General features: G+C 35.8%; 14 protein-coding genes. 1 reads left to right on the top strand and 13 read right to left on the bottom strand.

Translation table 11 applies throughout. The annotated features are described in order from the left end of the window. Nucleotides 1-13: 13 nt before the first annotated feature. The 12 genes from HYG86_RS14705 to HYG86_RS18230 form a co-directional block, all read right to left on the bottom strand. Entirely contained in the window at nt 14-3,379 is a 3,366-nt protein-coding gene (locus tag HYG86_RS14705; RefSeq protein ID WP_213166329.1) for an ATP-binding protein, read from the bottom strand. Further along, entirely contained in the window at nt 3,376-4,011 is a 636-nt protein-coding gene (locus HYG86_RS14700; RefSeq protein WP_213166328.1) for a DUF4194 domain-containing protein, read from the bottom strand. Before HYG86_RS14700 ends, HYG86_RS14705 begins: the two co-directional genes overlap by 4 nt. Then, nucleotides 4,004-5,401, bottom strand: a complete 1,398-nt coding sequence (locus HYG86_RS14695; protein WP_213166327.1) for a Wadjet anti-phage system protein JetA family protein — start codon at nt 5,399-5,401, stop codon at nt 4,004-4,006. Before HYG86_RS14695 ends, HYG86_RS14700 begins: the two co-directional genes overlap by 8 nt. A 732-nt stretch (nt 5,402-6,133) precedes the next feature. Then, on the bottom strand, nt 6,134-6,334 hold the full coding sequence (locus HYG86_RS14690) for a hypothetical protein (RefSeq protein ID WP_213166326.1): 201 nt from the start codon (nt 6,332-6,334) through the stop codon (nt 6,134-6,136). Between the two features lie 90 nt (nt 6,335-6,424). Next, entirely contained in the window at nt 6,425-7,432 is a 1,008-nt protein-coding gene (locus HYG86_RS14685) for an IS1096 element passenger TnpR family protein (RefSeq protein ID WP_246451806.1), read from the bottom strand. Nucleotides 7,433-8,010: 578 nt separating this feature from the next. Continuing rightward, nucleotides 8,011-9,183, bottom strand: coding sequence for a gamma-glutamylcyclotransferase (locus HYG86_RS14680; RefSeq protein WP_213166324.1), 1,173 nt, complete (start codon nt 9,181-9,183; stop codon nt 8,011-8,013). Continuing rightward, a complete protein-coding gene (locus HYG86_RS14675; RefSeq protein ID WP_213166323.1) occupies nt 9,141-9,764 on the bottom strand; it encodes a hypothetical protein in 624 nt (207 codons plus the stop codon). The genes HYG86_RS14680 and HYG86_RS14675 overlap by 43 nt, the downstream gene beginning before the upstream one ends. A gap of 82 nt (nt 9,765-9,846) precedes the next feature. Continuing rightward, entirely contained in the window at nt 9,847-10,833 is a 987-nt protein-coding gene (locus HYG86_RS14670; protein ID WP_213166322.1) for a hypothetical protein, read from the bottom strand. Between the two features lie 59 nt (nt 10,834-10,892). Beyond that, nucleotides 10,893-11,447, bottom strand: a complete 555-nt coding sequence (locus HYG86_RS14665; RefSeq protein WP_213169300.1) for a GNAT family N-acetyltransferase — start codon at nt 11,445-11,447, stop codon at nt 10,893-10,895. A 193-nt stretch (nt 11,448-11,640) separates the two neighbouring features. Further along, nucleotides 11,641-12,135, bottom strand: coding sequence for a DUF429 domain-containing protein (locus HYG86_RS14660; RefSeq protein WP_213166321.1), 495 nt, complete (start codon nt 12,133-12,135; stop codon nt 11,641-11,643). A gap of 467 nt (nt 12,136-12,602) precedes the next feature. Next, nucleotides 12,603-13,292 (bottom strand): reverse transcriptase domain-containing protein, encoded by a 690-nt coding sequence (locus HYG86_RS18480; RefSeq protein WP_281391284.1) that lies wholly within the window; start codon nt 13,290-13,292, stop codon nt 12,603-12,605. Beyond that, nucleotides 13,289-13,843, bottom strand: a complete 555-nt coding sequence (locus tag HYG86_RS18230; protein ID WP_281391283.1) for a reverse transcriptase domain-containing protein — start codon at nt 13,841-13,843, stop codon at nt 13,289-13,291. Before HYG86_RS18230 ends, HYG86_RS18480 begins: the two co-directional genes overlap by 4 nt. Before the next feature lie 517 nt (nt 13,844-14,360). Between HYG86_RS18230 and HYG86_RS18470 the strand changes: the two genes are divergently transcribed. After that, nucleotides 14,361-14,579 (top strand): ATP-binding protein, encoded by a 219-nt coding sequence (locus HYG86_RS18470; RefSeq protein WP_281391282.1) that lies wholly within the window; start codon nt 14,361-14,363, stop codon nt 14,577-14,579. Between the two features lie 359 nt (nt 14,580-14,938). Here HYG86_RS18470 and HYG86_RS14650 read toward each other — a convergent pair whose 3' ends face one another. Continuing rightward, the gene (locus HYG86_RS14650; RefSeq protein ID WP_213166320.1) at nt 14,939-16,834 is read right to left on the bottom strand and encodes a UvrD-helicase domain-containing protein; all 1,896 of its coding nucleotides are present in this window, start codon (nt 16,832-16,834) and stop codon (nt 14,939-14,941) included. Between the last annotated feature and the right edge of the window lies 1 nt (nt 16,835).

Raw genomic sequence — 16,835 nt, 5'->3', positions numbered from 1 at the left:
CATCTCCCCTTCATTACTCCTCCATTAGAACTTCATCTATTTCCTTTGGATCAAAATTTTTAGTAAATGAATGTTTTCTTCCCTTATATACAGCAATGTTACGGCTTACTAAGGGCGCAATGTCAGGAATTTTATCTGGTGGTGCAGAAAAAATAGCCTGTAGCTCAAAGCGTTTCAATAGCCGTATACTTTCCTGTATCCGCTCTCCATCCATTTTACTAAAAGCCTCATCTAAAATAATTAAACGAATGGTATTATTATGCTTTTTACTTCTGATTCTACACACTTGTGAAAATGAAGCTAGTAGTGCAATATAAAAAGGAATTTGTGTCTCTCCTCCAGATTTTTTAAGAAGGGTCTTAGAAAGTCTCTGTTCATCCCCCTGTTCATTGGTCACTACCAAGTCAAATATTAGATAGGTCTTGTAATCTGTAAATTTCTTTATATTCCGTTCATACTCCGACCTACGTTCTGCGCTTACATTATTATCATTTAAAATCAGTAACCGAAAAAGTTCATCAATTTCCTTTTTATATTTTTCATTGAAGCTTTTGGATGAAATATTCCAACCACTGGTATCCATTAGCAATGGATCCATAATCATATCGTAATAGGCGCGGTATTCAGGCCTTGGCTTCTTTTCAAAGCGATAAGTATCTGTTCCAAAAACACTTTGTTTTAGAGAAGCGTTTAACTCATTAAGTTGTTCTGTCACAGTCTCAATGTTAGATTTCAGCTTCGCGATAAAATCATCACGGAATTGGTTATATGCCTTAACCTTAGAATCTTTAATCTTCTCGATATACTCAGGTAACCTGATATCATCTAAGTCTTGTAACTCCTTATCAAAATCACGGTTACTTTCTGCTTCAATGTCAAAGGGCATTTTATACTCACCATTATATCTAGATCTTTTTTCTGTCCTTTGGCTTCGCAGGGAATCCCGCTTTTTTGCAGTCTGTTGCTTAGCTGAATAAAAGCCACTTTTCAAGGACGCCATGGTTCTATTTGCTGCACTTTCGCGCAAGAAGCGAGGCTCTCCTACTTTCTCTATCCAATCAAGTTCAAATTCTTCATCGATTTCACCTTGAATTTGTAGGACTTTCCTCTTAATTTCTGGCAACTTTTCTTTTTCCATGTTCTCTATTTCTGTATCCAAGCGAGTATTGTCCTTATCCAATTCATGCTTCTGGCCATCTTTTTCTTTAATTTCTTCTTTATACATAACTATCTTTTTCTCCATACGCTCCAGAAACAAAATATCAAGCCCATCGTATTCCTGCTGAATCTTAAGCAATCGCTCCTTCAGTTGTGGAATTATTCCTGCTTCTTTAATTAACTTTTCATTTTCTTCCCCTTCATACCTACTAAGAGTCATAGCAGAGCTTGCATCCTTTACAATTCTGTGATAATTTATTACCTCTTCATAAAGCTTCTTCTGTTGTTCTAAATCCTTTTCCAACTTAATAATGAGAAGCTCCAGTGATTTCCGACCAATAAATGGGTTGGAATATCTAGCTGGGTTAATCCTACGTGAAACAAATCCTTTGTATAACATCCCGTCATCTGTTATAGCAATTTTATGGTTGCGTAAATCATCTACATGATCACACTTCATTACTCCACCTAGGAGATAGTTAGCATATAGCTTCCCGCACTTATTATCTGATTCAACTTCTTCTGCAAGGGAGCCTGACCTTAGCGGTCTTGTGTATTTTTTTAATTTTCCTATATCTATCAGCCCTACATCGTGAATCTTCTTTTCTTCTTTTTCCTGACTGTAAATACGAAGGGAATCTCGATAGTATTCTTCATTTACAAGGAGGTAGAACTTCTGCTTATCAAGATACCCTTCAATAGCATTTCTCCATCTGGGCTCTGGTATTTCTAATAAATCCGCAAGAATATATACTGGAACAGCCTTTTTATGAAGCTTAAACAGCTGTTCTTCGATAATCCGCTTTAAGGAAGTCACCTCATAAGGATAAGGCTTTATCCCCTTATTAATATTAGATATTTTTCCTTCTAACTCTTCAATATCGTGTTTTAATTGCTCTCCCCGCTTTTTTAGCTCTGCTTGATAGCCATTTACTTCTGATTTTAAGTTGTCAAACTTAATGGCTACATCTACAAACGGATAACTCTTAGCTTCTTTCACATCTAAATCTTTCATTTCGGCAAATAGTAATTGTCCTTCTTCAACTATTTCTGTCGAAAAGCCACACGACTTGAGATTGTCTGATAGTACTAACCATTTTTTTCCATAACCATTTATCCGTTCCAACATTGCTTGTATACTCTTTTCTAACTCATTTATTTCTTTCCTAATTTTAGCTATTCCTTCTTTTAACTCTCTTTCCCTCTTTGCAATATCAGAAGTACGGTATTCAATTTCTAGTTGTTCAAGTTTCTTTATTATAATTGATAATTCACTTTTCAGATTTTTCATTGCTTCCTCATTCAGCATTATCGACTCTCTTTTTTCTAGAATGAGGTTATTAATCTCATTTTCCTGCCGCTCTGCCTCTGCTTTGCCTGCCCTTATAAATATATAATCCTGCTGCTTAAATTTCTCTTTTTCATTTTCATAATTCTTATTAATACTACAAATTTCTTGGAGTTTAGTTATTCTCTCTTGGATGCCTAGAGCATCCTGCTCTAATTGCTTATATTGTCTTATATCACTTTGCATCTGATCGACATCAATTCTATCCTTTATATCACAAATAGACTCTGTAATAAACTGTTCAATATCTGCAATTGGTGAAAATGGGACAGCCTTTTTAAGCAAGACCCTGTATTTATTCTTAACCTGACCAAATTTTCCAAGGGTTACTTCCTGATAGCGCTTATTTGTATCCAATAACTCAAAATCATACCCCTTTTTACCTTTCAACCATTCAGCTAAGAGTGCCCTTAAATTCCTAATGTCATAGGGAACCCTACTTTTTTCATCAACAAATAGATTTTCGGGTAGTCCTCGGTTATTTAGTATAAACCATTTATAATCAAATGTTTGATCTTTATAGCAATCACAGACAATTCCAGTTGTAAACATCCGCCTTTGAGTGGTATCCTCAAACTCTAATGCCACATAACTAGTAAATCTTTCATTTCTCAAATAATTGAACCCTGTTTCACCATCATCGCCTGTTTCACCAAATAAATAGCCCTTTAATGTTCGAGCTGATTTCTGATTAGCAGCTTTATTGAAAAAAGAACCCGTTGTATCCCCTAATAGTACTAATTGTAAAGCATCGATTATAGTTGATTTTCCTGCCGCTGTCTTTCCTGTAAGAAAGTTAATTGTGTCAAACTCTATCACTTCTTTTGCATAGTTATGCCAATTTACTAAGAGCATTCTCTTTAATTTTTTCATCCTTGTTCCTCCAAATAATCCTCTTTGTCCCCTACCTCCTCCACTTTATCCAACAAAGCATACATGTTACTAATCCTCTCGTTTGTTACAATAAAAAGGATAGTAGGGAGGATTAAAAGTTTTGTTCCTGCATTTTCCCAAAACCCTTCAGCCTTATCTATAACCCGAAAACGATTAAGACGCCTTAAGGCTTCTCTAAGGGCAATATCCGCCGGCTTCTTAGTGATAACTCCCAGTGAAATCATCTTATGTACTAATTCCCCAGTGGATGTGAAAATCTCCTTTGATAGAGATAGTTTTTCCCTTTCTTCCTCATAAATTAGCCTTAGAACATAAACCATTAAAGTCGTTAGCTTATCAAATCTCTGCCTATTTGCGTCATAAGAGCTAGTCAAACAGATTACCCCGTAATTACTATCTCTTTCTAAATAAAATCCACTGTAGTTCAGGTATTCTTGAAATAACTCGAAATTTCTTTCCACGAATACATAATCCTGGTTAGTATATCGTAAGTTATTGGAAAAATCATATTGTACCTGTAATAAAAAGGTATGTGCTAAAATCCAGTTTATAATTCTTTTAAAACTTTCTTGCTCTGCTATACCAAGTTTTTCAAAATTCTCATCAAACACTATTTTCCAACCCTTTCCTGTTAAAAATAGCCTTAGGCAATCGATATCCATTTTTTTCTACAGTTCCATCTAAAAATTCCATACAGTATGTGGTATTTCTCTGTCCTGTCTGGAACGTTGCCAAAATAAGTAGAATAAATTCTTCCTGACATCTAATTTCCATATCCTCGGTACAGAACTTGTCTTTCCCGCTAAAACACTCTAAAACAAACTCGTTAATTTTTCTAAAACTATATTGCTTTCGAATATCTTCCAAAAAGGTATCAATTAACCCATTATCAACTTCTATTTCTTCTATGGGTGTAGGCTTCCCTTCCGATTTTACTGTGCGTTTAGTTCTATTGTACAAAGAGCCGTCATCAATGTATCCTTGCTGATATACAAGTACCCCTTCTGAAAGTTTTGAATATATTTCAGCTTTGTCAGATTGCTTTAACAGTTCAACAAGTTTCCCTTTTACACTTCTATCAGAGTTCATCATATAGCGGATACGATCAATGGACGCATTGGTATACGCCACATGCTTCTTGTCGATTTCTGCAATCATTCCTTCTATGTTTTCAAAGGTATTTGCAATATAGTTAATCTTCTCTAAGATATCTTCTTTGCCCTCTTCCTCTGATGTATAGATACGCCGCTTTTTTCCTTGCATAACCATCATTTCAATAACCTCATCTTGTAACACCCATTCATTTAAGCGCAACAATATAGCATGCTTAAACCTAGGTACAGAATCGATAGTCTTAAGAGGGTAGTAAATGTTATCAATTATTTGCTCTTTATAATAGTCAAAGTGTTCAGCTAGCAACTCATTAATATTAAGCTCTGTTGTCATTCTTTGGTAGTACCGCCTAATGTTATTAAATAAAAGCTTTAATTCATCCACCAGTTGAACTGTGTTCTGATATGCAGCTTGCAAAGCCTGATACATATAGTCTGGGTTTTCCTCAGTATTTTTCAATGCAGAATATGTTGCAAAAACGTAGCTGTTGTATTCTTTCATCCGCTCTGTGGAGATATCGTATAACAAGTTAATTATGGAAATTGCGTAATCTGGTATGGTTATATCCTCTTCGAAAGAGCTGTTTTGGTATTCAACCTCTAACCACCCTGTCTCTTTCAGTTTACGGATTATCAAGTATGCTTTTCCCGATAAACTTACATCTACCTTAATTCCTTCATCCATTTCTTCAGCTTCTTCGGAAAAATCTGCTTGGATTATTTTTACTTCCATAGCATCAATCATCATTGCCACAAGGTCTATACGTCGAATCACCAGTTCTGTCTTAAATGCTTGGCGTAATACAAACAAGGCTTCAACATAGAGCTCCTTATTAGATGATGTTAATATACTAAATAATCTTTCTGGAATCCGTTCAAATAATTTCATTTTGTTTTCTCCCTGAATTAATTTTTATATCTTTTTACCTTTTTCTCTATTTCTTTTAAAACTCCTGCTAGGGCTCGATTGTTTTTACTGTGTGAAAGATATCTAGTATTTATTCTTTTATTTATGCGTAAAAACCACCTACACGGGGTTGGTGGTTTTCAATTCTCAAATCCATTAAGACCCCTTTTGCTACTTTCCTCAGTTCCTCATTCTCGTTGCGTAGTTTTTCTATCTATTGTTCAAGTAGTCTTCGTTCCGATGGACTAAATCTTTCCATCTTAGTTTCTTCAATTTCTGCTATATGTTGTGGGTTAAATCTTGGTACTGTAATGCCTTTTACTCTTTGAATTATGCCATCTGCAACATATTGTTCGATTGTCCTTTGGCTTAGCTACCACCTTTCAGCTAAATCTATTTTTGTAAGTAATCGTTGCTCGCTCATTAAAATCCCTCCATAAAAACTCATTCTTTATACCTACTTTTCGGAAAATAATTACTGTTGCCAATGAATTATTCATTGTACGACAGCCCTTTTTTTTATACTCCCTCTAATTGCTACAAACTCCGAGTAACTAAAAATACTCTCTAGCACTTTTTAGATATCATACTGATCAACTAAACGTAAAATACTACTTTCCTCCCCTCAAAGCCAACCACTTGTTTTCGCTTCTATGTAAATCATATACCCATTTAAGAACAAAACAAAACCACAGGCTTCTTAGACAACCAATCCTATACCTCATTTAATAAGAAATCATCATCTTCATTTGATGGCTTTTCTTCTACTAAACCTTGTTCAATAGCCTCTTCCCATGTTATACCAAATGGCATTCCGCCTTCTGTATATCCAGCAATATAGTAAAAATATTCATCACTTTGGTTGTCCTCTATGTTTTTATCGATGAAATTCAAATGCTCATTCCTATTCCGCATTCTATCTTTTTTTTTTCTTCCCCATAAATCCTCCTAAGTAGTTATAAAACACACATTTCATTTTGCTAAATCTAATTTCAAATCACTTGACTATATCATCATTTTATTAGACATCTTTTTAGCACTCCAACCAAGGCTTTGTGCCCAAGCACGAGCATTAGCCTTCTCTTCTTTATCTTCACCTTCATAAATAACTCCTAATAAGTCAGCAAATCCACTCAATCCTCCAACATCATCAAGGACGGATATTCCATCTTTGTTAAGACAAACTGGCTTATGCTTATTTACTACAGTATCTTCTGCCTCTTCAAGCTCATCTCGGTCAATAAGATTATCTCTTATCAAATCTTCACAATCTTTGTACTTAGTTATTTTTATAATCCAATTATCACCAAAGTCATAATTATAAATTAGTTCCTTTGTTACAGGGAACAGATTCTTAGAATCCATAACCTCATCTTGTGCTGCTATTATTTTATCAACTTCTAAACGCTCCAATAAGCTCTCTGTCCCTCCTTCAATCATAATGGATGAATTCATTTCTTCAAGGGTTAATTCAATTAGCGGTGCCCTTCGTAAAACTCTCATTTCTTCATCGTCATCTCCTTTTGAACGTTCCCAATAGTCACTAAAGGATTCAATGACTTCAACCATATTGAACCTATCTAATAGTCTTTTCATGTCTCGTCTTGCAGCGTCTGGATGTTCTAGTATGCCTCCATAGAAATATGGCCCTGCGTACTTTTTCTTAAGCCATGTATTGATGTTACCCCTCTGGTAATCATCATCCCAAAAAATATCATGTTCTGCTTCTGATGGAGGTTGGAATAATACGCCTACTAAATCAGACCACCCCTTAACAGTTCCACCTGTCAACTCTTGATACCTTTCTTCTGGCAAATAAAAACTCCGTAGATGAGAGTTCTGCCATCCAAACAATTTTTGAATTGCATAATGAAGGTTATGTAATGGCATATCCGACGGTATAAGAATATCCCTGGTTATGGATTCACGCGTTGAGGACTCTCCATATCTTTTAAGCATCCTTTTTTGATAATTTGTCAGATATTCACCTTTTATCTCTAGATGAAGACGCACTGGGGTTATTTTATGTTTTGGTTTAATTCCACTTATCATATTGACTCCTTTCGGCTATATAAACTTTTTTGATCCGTTTAAATAAGTCTACCCTTTCTAAGTATTAAATACATACTTCAATAAGAACTCAGCAGTATTTGTTTATATCCATAATTCTATTTTATTTGATAAAATCCTTCATGAAGAAATGGATTAAAAAAAGCACCCTCCTTAAAGTCCCAAGGGCTGCATAGCGCCCAGATAACCCCACTTTTTTAAAATCTAGGTTACATACTTTCCTAGATTTTAAAAAACCCTCGCATCGAAACGAGGGTTAAGCAAATAAATAACCACTAGAAAACAAAATCTAGTAGCTATTTATCCTCTCGCTATATTTATTTAGTTAAAATAGCCAATTTATGAGATTCCTCAGCAAAGGACTAAAGATAAATATTCCTGCCAATATACCAGCGACAAATAATAAGATGTTTTTTCTACTCATTACATCACCTCCCCTTATATATTTTAATGACTACTCTATATATTACAAATATAGTACATAAGATCATTTCTCATCTGAGTAAAACCTTTAACCCACCTTACTCAAAACTTACCACAACCTTATCTATAGCTTCCCTAATTCCCTTTACAGTATAATATACAGCCTCAGGTGAGTTTGCAGTAACTCCTTCCCTTACGTTCCTACCATCTTGTACTACTAAACCTAGGTCACGTAACCCCGAAAGTGAATCTATGACCATCTTCTCATTTTTATTTAAGTCGGTACATATCTTAGAGATTTTAACTCCATGCTGTTGTTTCCTAAGGTATCGCAGTACCTCAACCATATCCCCATCCAGGCAGTGACCTAGTAAGTAAGCATCAATTTCATCATCTTTTAATGTGGGGTAAGTAGTACTAATACCCTGTTTAATAATATCAAAGTATGCCCTGCATGGTATATTCTCCTCTACAAACCTTGAAGAATGTGTCAGTGTCTTCACAGGTATTCCATCCTTATTACCCAAATCCCCTACCGCATCATACCACCCTGGACCCTCTTGTCTTTGAATCTCTCTCAATTGTTCCTTTGTTATCAAGTACATCTTTCCATAGGTTTTGCCTTCCTTTTGTAAGTCTAGAAATGCAACTCCTCTATCTTCCCATGTGCTACTTCTATTGGCAAAGTATATTGGATGATCTATGATTATAGGTCTTTCCTTTTGTGGAGGTGTAGTATCGCAACAACCATTTATATATTTCATAAACCTTTCCTTGTTAACATTTGACCCATAGGTGGCATACCAAACAAGATTATCACCTTTAATCTCTTCTACTATACCCTGATACCATGGATGATAGCTATTTTCTATCTTCAACTTACCCAAGACAGCTTTATTATACACATAAACATAACTCTCCACTGGAGCATTGTTCTCGTTGCTAAAAACTTCTACCATCTTTCTTCTATATAAAGACCCTTCCCCCTCATAACGGTCAATCTCAGGTAATCTATCCACAGAAATAGCATATAGCTCTCCCTTTACCATATCATCTCCTTCTACAATCCCTGGAAAGCATCCTAAGTCATAGAGGTCATAACCCTTTAATGTAGCTTCACCTAAGTATCTAGCATCATCTAAATAGGTCATTCCCTTGCGGTTATTTTTCATCAGAGTACCGTAGACAAATATATTTACCTCTTCTTTATCCATTTGAAGTTTTCCCTCTAGTTCAAATATCTGTGGGGATAAATGCTTTGAAGAATACATTTATATTGAACCGAGTAATCTTCCCCCCAATCCCCTTTTGTATTACCTGTTTGTAGACTGTTTTCACAAAATTCCAGTGAATCTTTAAAAAGCTTTGTGAACTCTTTACATATCTCTGGAAACTTCTCAATAAAGATATGAGTTTTAGCAGTGATAAATACATTTAAAGCCTTAACTAAACCATCTAGGTTATCATAACCATGCCCTTGAAAACCTCTAGTGGTTGAACCCAGCAACCCTTTTTCTAAAGCAGCTTCAAATCCCGTTACCTCACTAGCAATGTGAGGATAATCTAGCTTACAGCTAACAAGTACCCCGGTGGCAATATAAGATGGCATGTAGAAGTACTCAACTCGAGCATCCGTTGGGAGCTTATTTGGATCCCAAAGCCCCCAAAACCCTATCTTATCGTTTCCTTCGAAATCCTTTTGATCCTCAACTAGCTTTTCCACATATCTTTTTAAATCATATTCATTAACATAGCCTCTTGAAATGTCCATGAGATCCTTATTAAGCTTTGATACTATTGAATCAAACTCCTCTACATTGATTTCCTCTGGTCTGTAAAAAGTGTTTTTCATAATAATCAGCCCCCATATTTATTTGTTAAGTTCATTATAAATTACTCCGAACTAAATAAATATGAGGGCTGGGCTTCAAGTTTTAAACTAATTCTTCAATTGTATAACTACTTCGGAGGATATTGTCACTTATTAACCTTACTTTCTCCCCCTTATGTATAACAGTAAATGATGTATCATCATAATCAATTACCTTGCAATCCTCATAGAAAACAACGGAATTATCTTCCCTTTGATACTCTATATAGCACTCTTTACGATTTTTCAAGCAATCAATAACACAGCCTGCACCTTCTGTGTTGCTACACATATATTCACTATAAAAGCTATTATCATCCTTGTCACCTAAGCTCAAATACCACTCAACTTCATCTGGCAGCATCTCAGTTACAACAAGAATAATTCTATCTTTTGCATAATCAGAAAGCTGAGTCCATATAGATTTTGCCATCTCCATGGCATAGCTCCTATAAGCAGAATCTTGACTCATGCTTTTTAGGCCTTTTAAAGTTACAATCACTTGTGTCAAATTACCTGTAAGAAAGATCGGATGAGCTGTTGAAGCCATGGTAACTCTTCCTCTTCTACGTTCCATATCTTCAATAATAAACTTCTTACCACATACCTGAAGGGGATCATCCGTATTCCCCCTAAGTTTTGCAATATCATCTAAAACAGTTCTGTGGCTGACCCATAATATATCTTCTAAGTGTTTGACCTCATGCTCCGGGTTTTGCAGGTACTTGGCGATGTACATGATCCGCTCAAAGCTAATGGATATAGGTATTGGCGGAAAATCCACATCCACATATATGCCAAATTTTTTACTTAAGAATCCTAGGTACTTCTTATAAATATCAATTGCACTGTCTTTAATGCTTGAATAAGCCTTTACCGATGTTTTTATACTATATTTTAATGAATCACCTTCAATTTCTCCAAGTCCACAAATGTATAGAAGACTATATTTTTTATCGCTTTGTAATAGATTTTGTACTGTATCTATCTCGTACCCAATGTAATTGCTTTTCTTACGCAAAAACTCATCTATGGTTTGCTCTATTAACATATTAGCCCCACGTTTCTGTAATATATTTGGTGCAACACCTTTACATAATAATAAAAGTATTACTCTCTAAAATTTGCTGCTAAACCCTTAAGTGCATCATCGTGAACTCTAAAAGTAGTCCACTCATCCATTGGAACTGCTCCCATCTGTTTATAAAACTCAATGGAGGACTTGTTCCAATCAAGGCACCACCATTCTAACCTTCCACAATTACGCTCCAATGCAAGGTTAGAGAGGAAAGACAACATAATCTTACCTATCCCCTTCCCCCTCATCCCAGGCTTCACATATAAGTCCTCTAAATATATACCAGGTCTACCTAAGAAAGTAGAGAAATTATGGAAGAACAAAGCAAATGCTACAGGCTTACCATCATATTCACCTATAACAACCTCTGCCACTTTTCTCTTAAACAAAGAGTCCATTAAAACTTCCTCAGTTGCCACAACCTCATGTAACAACTTCTCATACTCAGCTAGTTCCCTAATAAATTCTAGAATCAATCGAATATCATCTTCTGTAGCAAATCTTAGTTTGAATCCGTCTATATTAGTATTTATCAACACTTTTTCCTTCCCCCTAGAGTGTTCACAACTTGCATAAACAATCTGCATGAGCAACCCTCTACTATCCTTCATAGGCTGTTCTGGTATTGTCTTTATACCATTTCTGAACTCATCTTCCCCATAACCGCTAAACATAAAGCGTCTATTACATCATCGAGTTTTTTTCTTCTTGGAAAATATGCCCGATACTTATCTAAAACACCATCTGCCTGGGGGTAGTATCTCCTCAATATCTCCATCCTTATTTCTTGTCCCTCAAGGGGGCCTTGTGTTCCAAAACTGGCTGTCCTCCGTTTAGCTTTGCAAGGCAAAACTCCGGGTGACTTTCCAGCAACCTATTCTTCCAAGCTGGGTTAGTAAATAAGAACTCATCCACTTGCCTGATCCCCTTAACTATCCCTAAAGTTTGCTCCGACAAACTCTTGCCTAGCACTTGTATATTTGACTCCCTAGCCCTAACCTTATCCTCAGCATAAACTGCCTGCCTACAAGGGACCTGGAAAATACTTGACCCCTTTCTACCAAGTTCCTTCTTAACCAACAAATCAGGGCGCAGCTCATTTCTACTTTCCACAAGTCCTATGGGCATATCCATAAGGTAGCTATCACAGTTAGGGTACCTTTCACATATATCAGCTATAGTGTCAAACTGCCCCACATCAAAACCATCATCACTTATATAAACAGCTATCCATTTTCCTTTAAAACCATCTATATCTATGGAGCTGTAATTCATTGGTCATCACCTCAGCACTCAAATTTTCTTTATAAACCATAATTCACTAGCTTTACATTTGGGTTAATACAGAACATTCGATAAGATATTCTTTGATTTCGACGATGTAGGTTCAGAACAACCCATTTCAAATATAAGTTTATAACATTGAGAACCTTATTACGCTTCTCCTTAGAATCCAGCCAATTCCATTAAAAACACTTACTAAGTATGTTAGTATTATATTATATAATTCAATAACCAAGCATGGAAATCCTGCTGGAATATAACAACCCCATGAATTGACTTTGTATCAATTCATGGGGCTTTTGGTTGTCCATTTTTTGAGAGTTCGTGATGTCCACAATAAGTTACAAATTGCATGATGGCAGTCGAGTAGAGAAGAACCTTTCCTAAACGGATTGAGTTCTTCCCCCTCTCAGAACCGTGCTTGCGCAATTAACGCACACGGCTCCTCCTAACACCATTTACAGAATGTAACTAATCTCTTTTCCTAAATCGTAAATACTCACCTTCATACTTGGTTTAGGTAATGGGAATTTCCTCACGAATAGTATGAATTTATCCCAGTTAAAAGATTTACGTTGGCTTCTTCGATTCATCCATTTGAACAGTAAACTTCTTACTTTATCCATGAAGTTATTTACTGTGATTGAGTTGTCCGTTATGCAATAATAATTGTAATAGCCTTTTAACGAACGACTCAAGCTTTTCATTATCTCCGTTATGCTTTTATATCTGTTGATTTTCAGCCATTCTTTGCACTGTATGATTTTAGCACGCATTTTCTTAGCAATGGTTTTCCGCTTTACACGGAAATTACCTTTCTGGCTTTTGCTACAGTAATGGGTGAATCCTAGAAAATCGAATGTCGCGGGCTTCTTCATCCCATCATCCTTACAACGTTCACTAGCAAACCTTCCAAAAGGGATAATCTTTGTTTTACCCTCTGCAACCTCGAGATCAAATTTCTCTAATCTCTCGATTAATGCGCGGTAAAATAATTGTGCATCTTCTTCAAACTGAAAGCAACATACAAAATCATCTGCATATCTAACCATGTAAGCTTGACCTTTACAGTGTTTCCTGATGATTTTCTCAAACCATAAGTCAAGTACATAGTGAAGATAAAGATTCGCGATAATTGGTGAAATCAATCCACCCTGGGGGTTCCGGAGTCTGTCACATATGTCTTTCCGTCTTCCATGTACCCACCTTTTAGGAATCTTTCAATGATTCTCAAAAAGTTAAGATCATTGATTCGGTGATTCAGAAACTTCATCATCCATGTATGGCTGACGTTATCAAAGAACCCTTTAATATCGGCATCCACTATGAAATTAATCTTTCTTCCTTCTAGGTAGACATTGAGAATCTTTAAGGCGTCGTGACAATTACGGTTTGGACGAAATCCAAAAGATGAATCCAAGAAATCTTGTTCGTTTAAAATCTTTGCAATAGCTCTCTGCACTATCTTGTCTTCGTGTTCCGGTATTCCTAAAGGGCGTTTCTTGTTACTACCTGCTTTAGGAATGTAAGTCCTTCTTACGGGACTTGGATGGTAGCTTTTCTGCTTGAGCCTCTTAACTAGATTTCGAATGTTTTCATTTAACTGTTCTTCATACTCTTCCTTAGTGGTTCGGTTTACTCCTGCGGCTTTATTGTTTGGTAGTTCATGGTGGCACTGTTTAAGTGTCTCCTCATTCAATTAATGTGCAAGAGCAGTGAATTGCATCTTAGGTTGAGATTTCGCTAATTCTGCTATTCTCATTAGTTTTGTTTCCATTAATTATTCCACCTCTGTGTGTAGTTAATGTGTCCCTAAGAAGAACGATGACAGGTAACAGCCTTTCCTCCATCAGCATTACCCGATTTCATTGGTACTACGCTGTTATCCGACTTTCTGCAAGGCATTTGGTTTCCTCACTTTGTATCGCTTGTACGCCATACTCTTCACTTTTAGTGAAAAGACCTGCAGGACCTCCAGAGTTGCCATAACATATCAATGTGTAACGTGCCGAGGTCAATGACTCCGAGAAGGTTCCTTTCCTCTTGCCATTTCGAGAAAAGAAATGTTGCTTTCTGTACAGGACATGACATCAGCCCTTCTGATTCGGGTTTTCGAAGCTCAATCCCTTCAACCTTACGGCTTTCGGCCCACTACCTAACTGTCTACGCTTATAAGCAACGGTTACCCGCTGCCCTCCAAGACTCGCTACGAGTGAATGGCTAGTTCTTTCTCGACGGGAATTCCACCCGCTATATGGTACGACCTAAGCTCTGCCGCACGTCCTGACCCCCACAGCCCTACAGAGTGGACAACCCTTTTTGAAAACGAAACAATGGTCGCCGCATTAGTTGATAGACTTACATTCAGATCTCACGTACTTAACATGAATGGCCCATCTTATCGCAGTGAAAACTCCGAACAAGATATGGATTAATTAAACTAAGTAAACACTCGTGGGGTATTTCCTATTGTTAAACAACTTTGTGGTAAACTTTTTGAGTAGCGATAGCTATGCTGGTGGTAAACTTTTTAGATATCACTAGTGGTAAACAAATTGAATAGCAAGTGGTAAAAAAAATCGTTGACATTTGCAGAGTAATAGTCTTATATTCGTAAGAAAGAAGTTTTTTCCTAATCATCCAATTACCTCCAACTAAGTTATACTATATATTTCAATAAAGATGATTATAAATCCTGCAAAAAAAAATCCCTCCTTCTGAACTTATACATTGAAAGGTGGGGATATTTGAGTTAAAAACTCGAAACATAGAGTTTGCAAATTTGTCTACATGTCTAATAATCACATATTTTAACTAGACCTGACTCCTCTAAAGTATTATAGAATCCAATTACGTTATCAGTCCTTTGATTAAAGTTTCTTCCTACTTCTCTGTATCCACTATATGTTATAAATATCCTGGTCTTTGCTCGAGAAAGTGCTACAAAAAACGTACATGTTTCTTCTTCTTCTTGATTTTTAATATTCCAAAATGCAGCATCTTCGAGACCAACAAAAAAAATAGTATCGTATTCTAATCCTTTACTTTTATGAATTGTCATTATTGCAACAGTGTTCTCCCCTTTGAAATCTTTTATAGCTTTTAGCCAGTCATCATTTTTTGTATACTCATCCCATAGTTGGCGAAAAAAACTCATTAATAATTCCGATAGCCACTTCTTATTTTTATATTGAGGGTAATGTGCTTTCCAAACATCTATATTTATGAAATTGATTACTTCAATAATAATAACTTTAAATTGCTCTTCAGTTTTAGCTTCTTTAATCAAATCCTTAATTTCTAAACAAAAAGTTTGCAACTTTGTTTCTAAAGTTATCAATCTTTCTAAATCTCGATCCTTATCATAACCCTTTAACTGAATTAGGGTGTTTAAAGTTCTGTCATACTCCTTAGAGTTGTTTCGCCCTATACTAACATAAAAAATATCTAATATAAACCCGACTAAATCATCAGCTAGTAAGTCTTGTAACCTGCTCTCATCTCGAGCTTTTATTCCTTTTGCATGGAGTTCTTCAACAATTCTTTTACTATAATCCTCTGTTTTTTGTTTAACTAGTATACAGATATCTCTAGCATTTATTTTTTCGTTTTCAATCAATTGGATAATTGTTGCTGTAATAGTCTCAGCTTCGAGGTTAAAATCTTGAAATCTCCATATTTCACATATCCCATCATTTTCTTCCCATTTATCACCTGCTATTATATCTGTTTCACTGTCCTTAAGTTTCTTAGCAAAAGCTCTCTGAATTTCGATTAGTCTAGGGGCTGATCTATGGTTCATTACTAAATTTTCCTCACAAGCATTAAAATCGTTTATAAAGAGCTTAAAAGCATCAGGAAGGGCGCCTGCCCAAGCCATTATTCTTTGTTTTCTATCTCCAACAGCAGTAATTATTACATTTGATTCTAAAAAAGCAGTTTTAAGTAATTCATATTGTAATTCAGTAGTATCCTGGAATTCATCTAAAAAAACATGAGAATATGTCATATTTAAGGCCTTAACTATAAGAGGATTTGACCTTAATAAGAATTCTGCTAGCAAAGTTAACATAGGGAATGTGACTCCTGCATCAAACCCTCCCTCACCTTTTAGAAGTTTCATCCAGACTTCTTCTCTTAACCACTCGTTTGGTGTTTTAGGTTCTTCAAAAGGCAGTTTTTGTCTAGTTAAGAATCTATCCCAAAATTCCTTCATATCTATCTGCCTAACAACAGATATATTCCCCTTTAAGTGTGAAGGTTCTTCACCTTCAAAATTCAACAAATAATCTCTAATATTATCTCTACTTAAACTAACTAGTATATTATAGCCCTTTTTCAAAGCGTACTCTTGTGGAAGAGCATTCCTAAAATGATCAATTAAATTTTTGGCAAAAGAGTCATATGTCATAGATTCAAACCTATTACCTAATTTTTTCCCACATCTTAAATTTACTCTATCTTTTAAGTTTTTGGCTGCATCTTTCTTAAAACTTATTGCCAGTATTTTTTTAGGGTATTCGCAAACATGAGTTTGCAATAAATATGATGCGCGCTGTGCTAGTAATTCAGTCTTACCTGCTCCTGGTCCAGCCATAACAGCATAATTTTTATCACTCCTTACCACAGCCTTAGCACCTTTTTCTAAAGTGATTCCGTCCACTTCAACCCAATTCTCTTTTATAAACATT

Origin of the sequence: Alkalicella caledoniensis, assembly GCF_014467015.1 — a bacterium.
Lineage (GTDB): Bacteria > Bacillota > Proteinivoracia > Proteinivoracales > Proteinivoracaceae > Alkalicella > Alkalicella caledoniensis.
The sequence above is the reverse complement of the archived record's forward strand: the minus strand, read 5'-3'. Positions and strand labels throughout refer to the sequence as shown.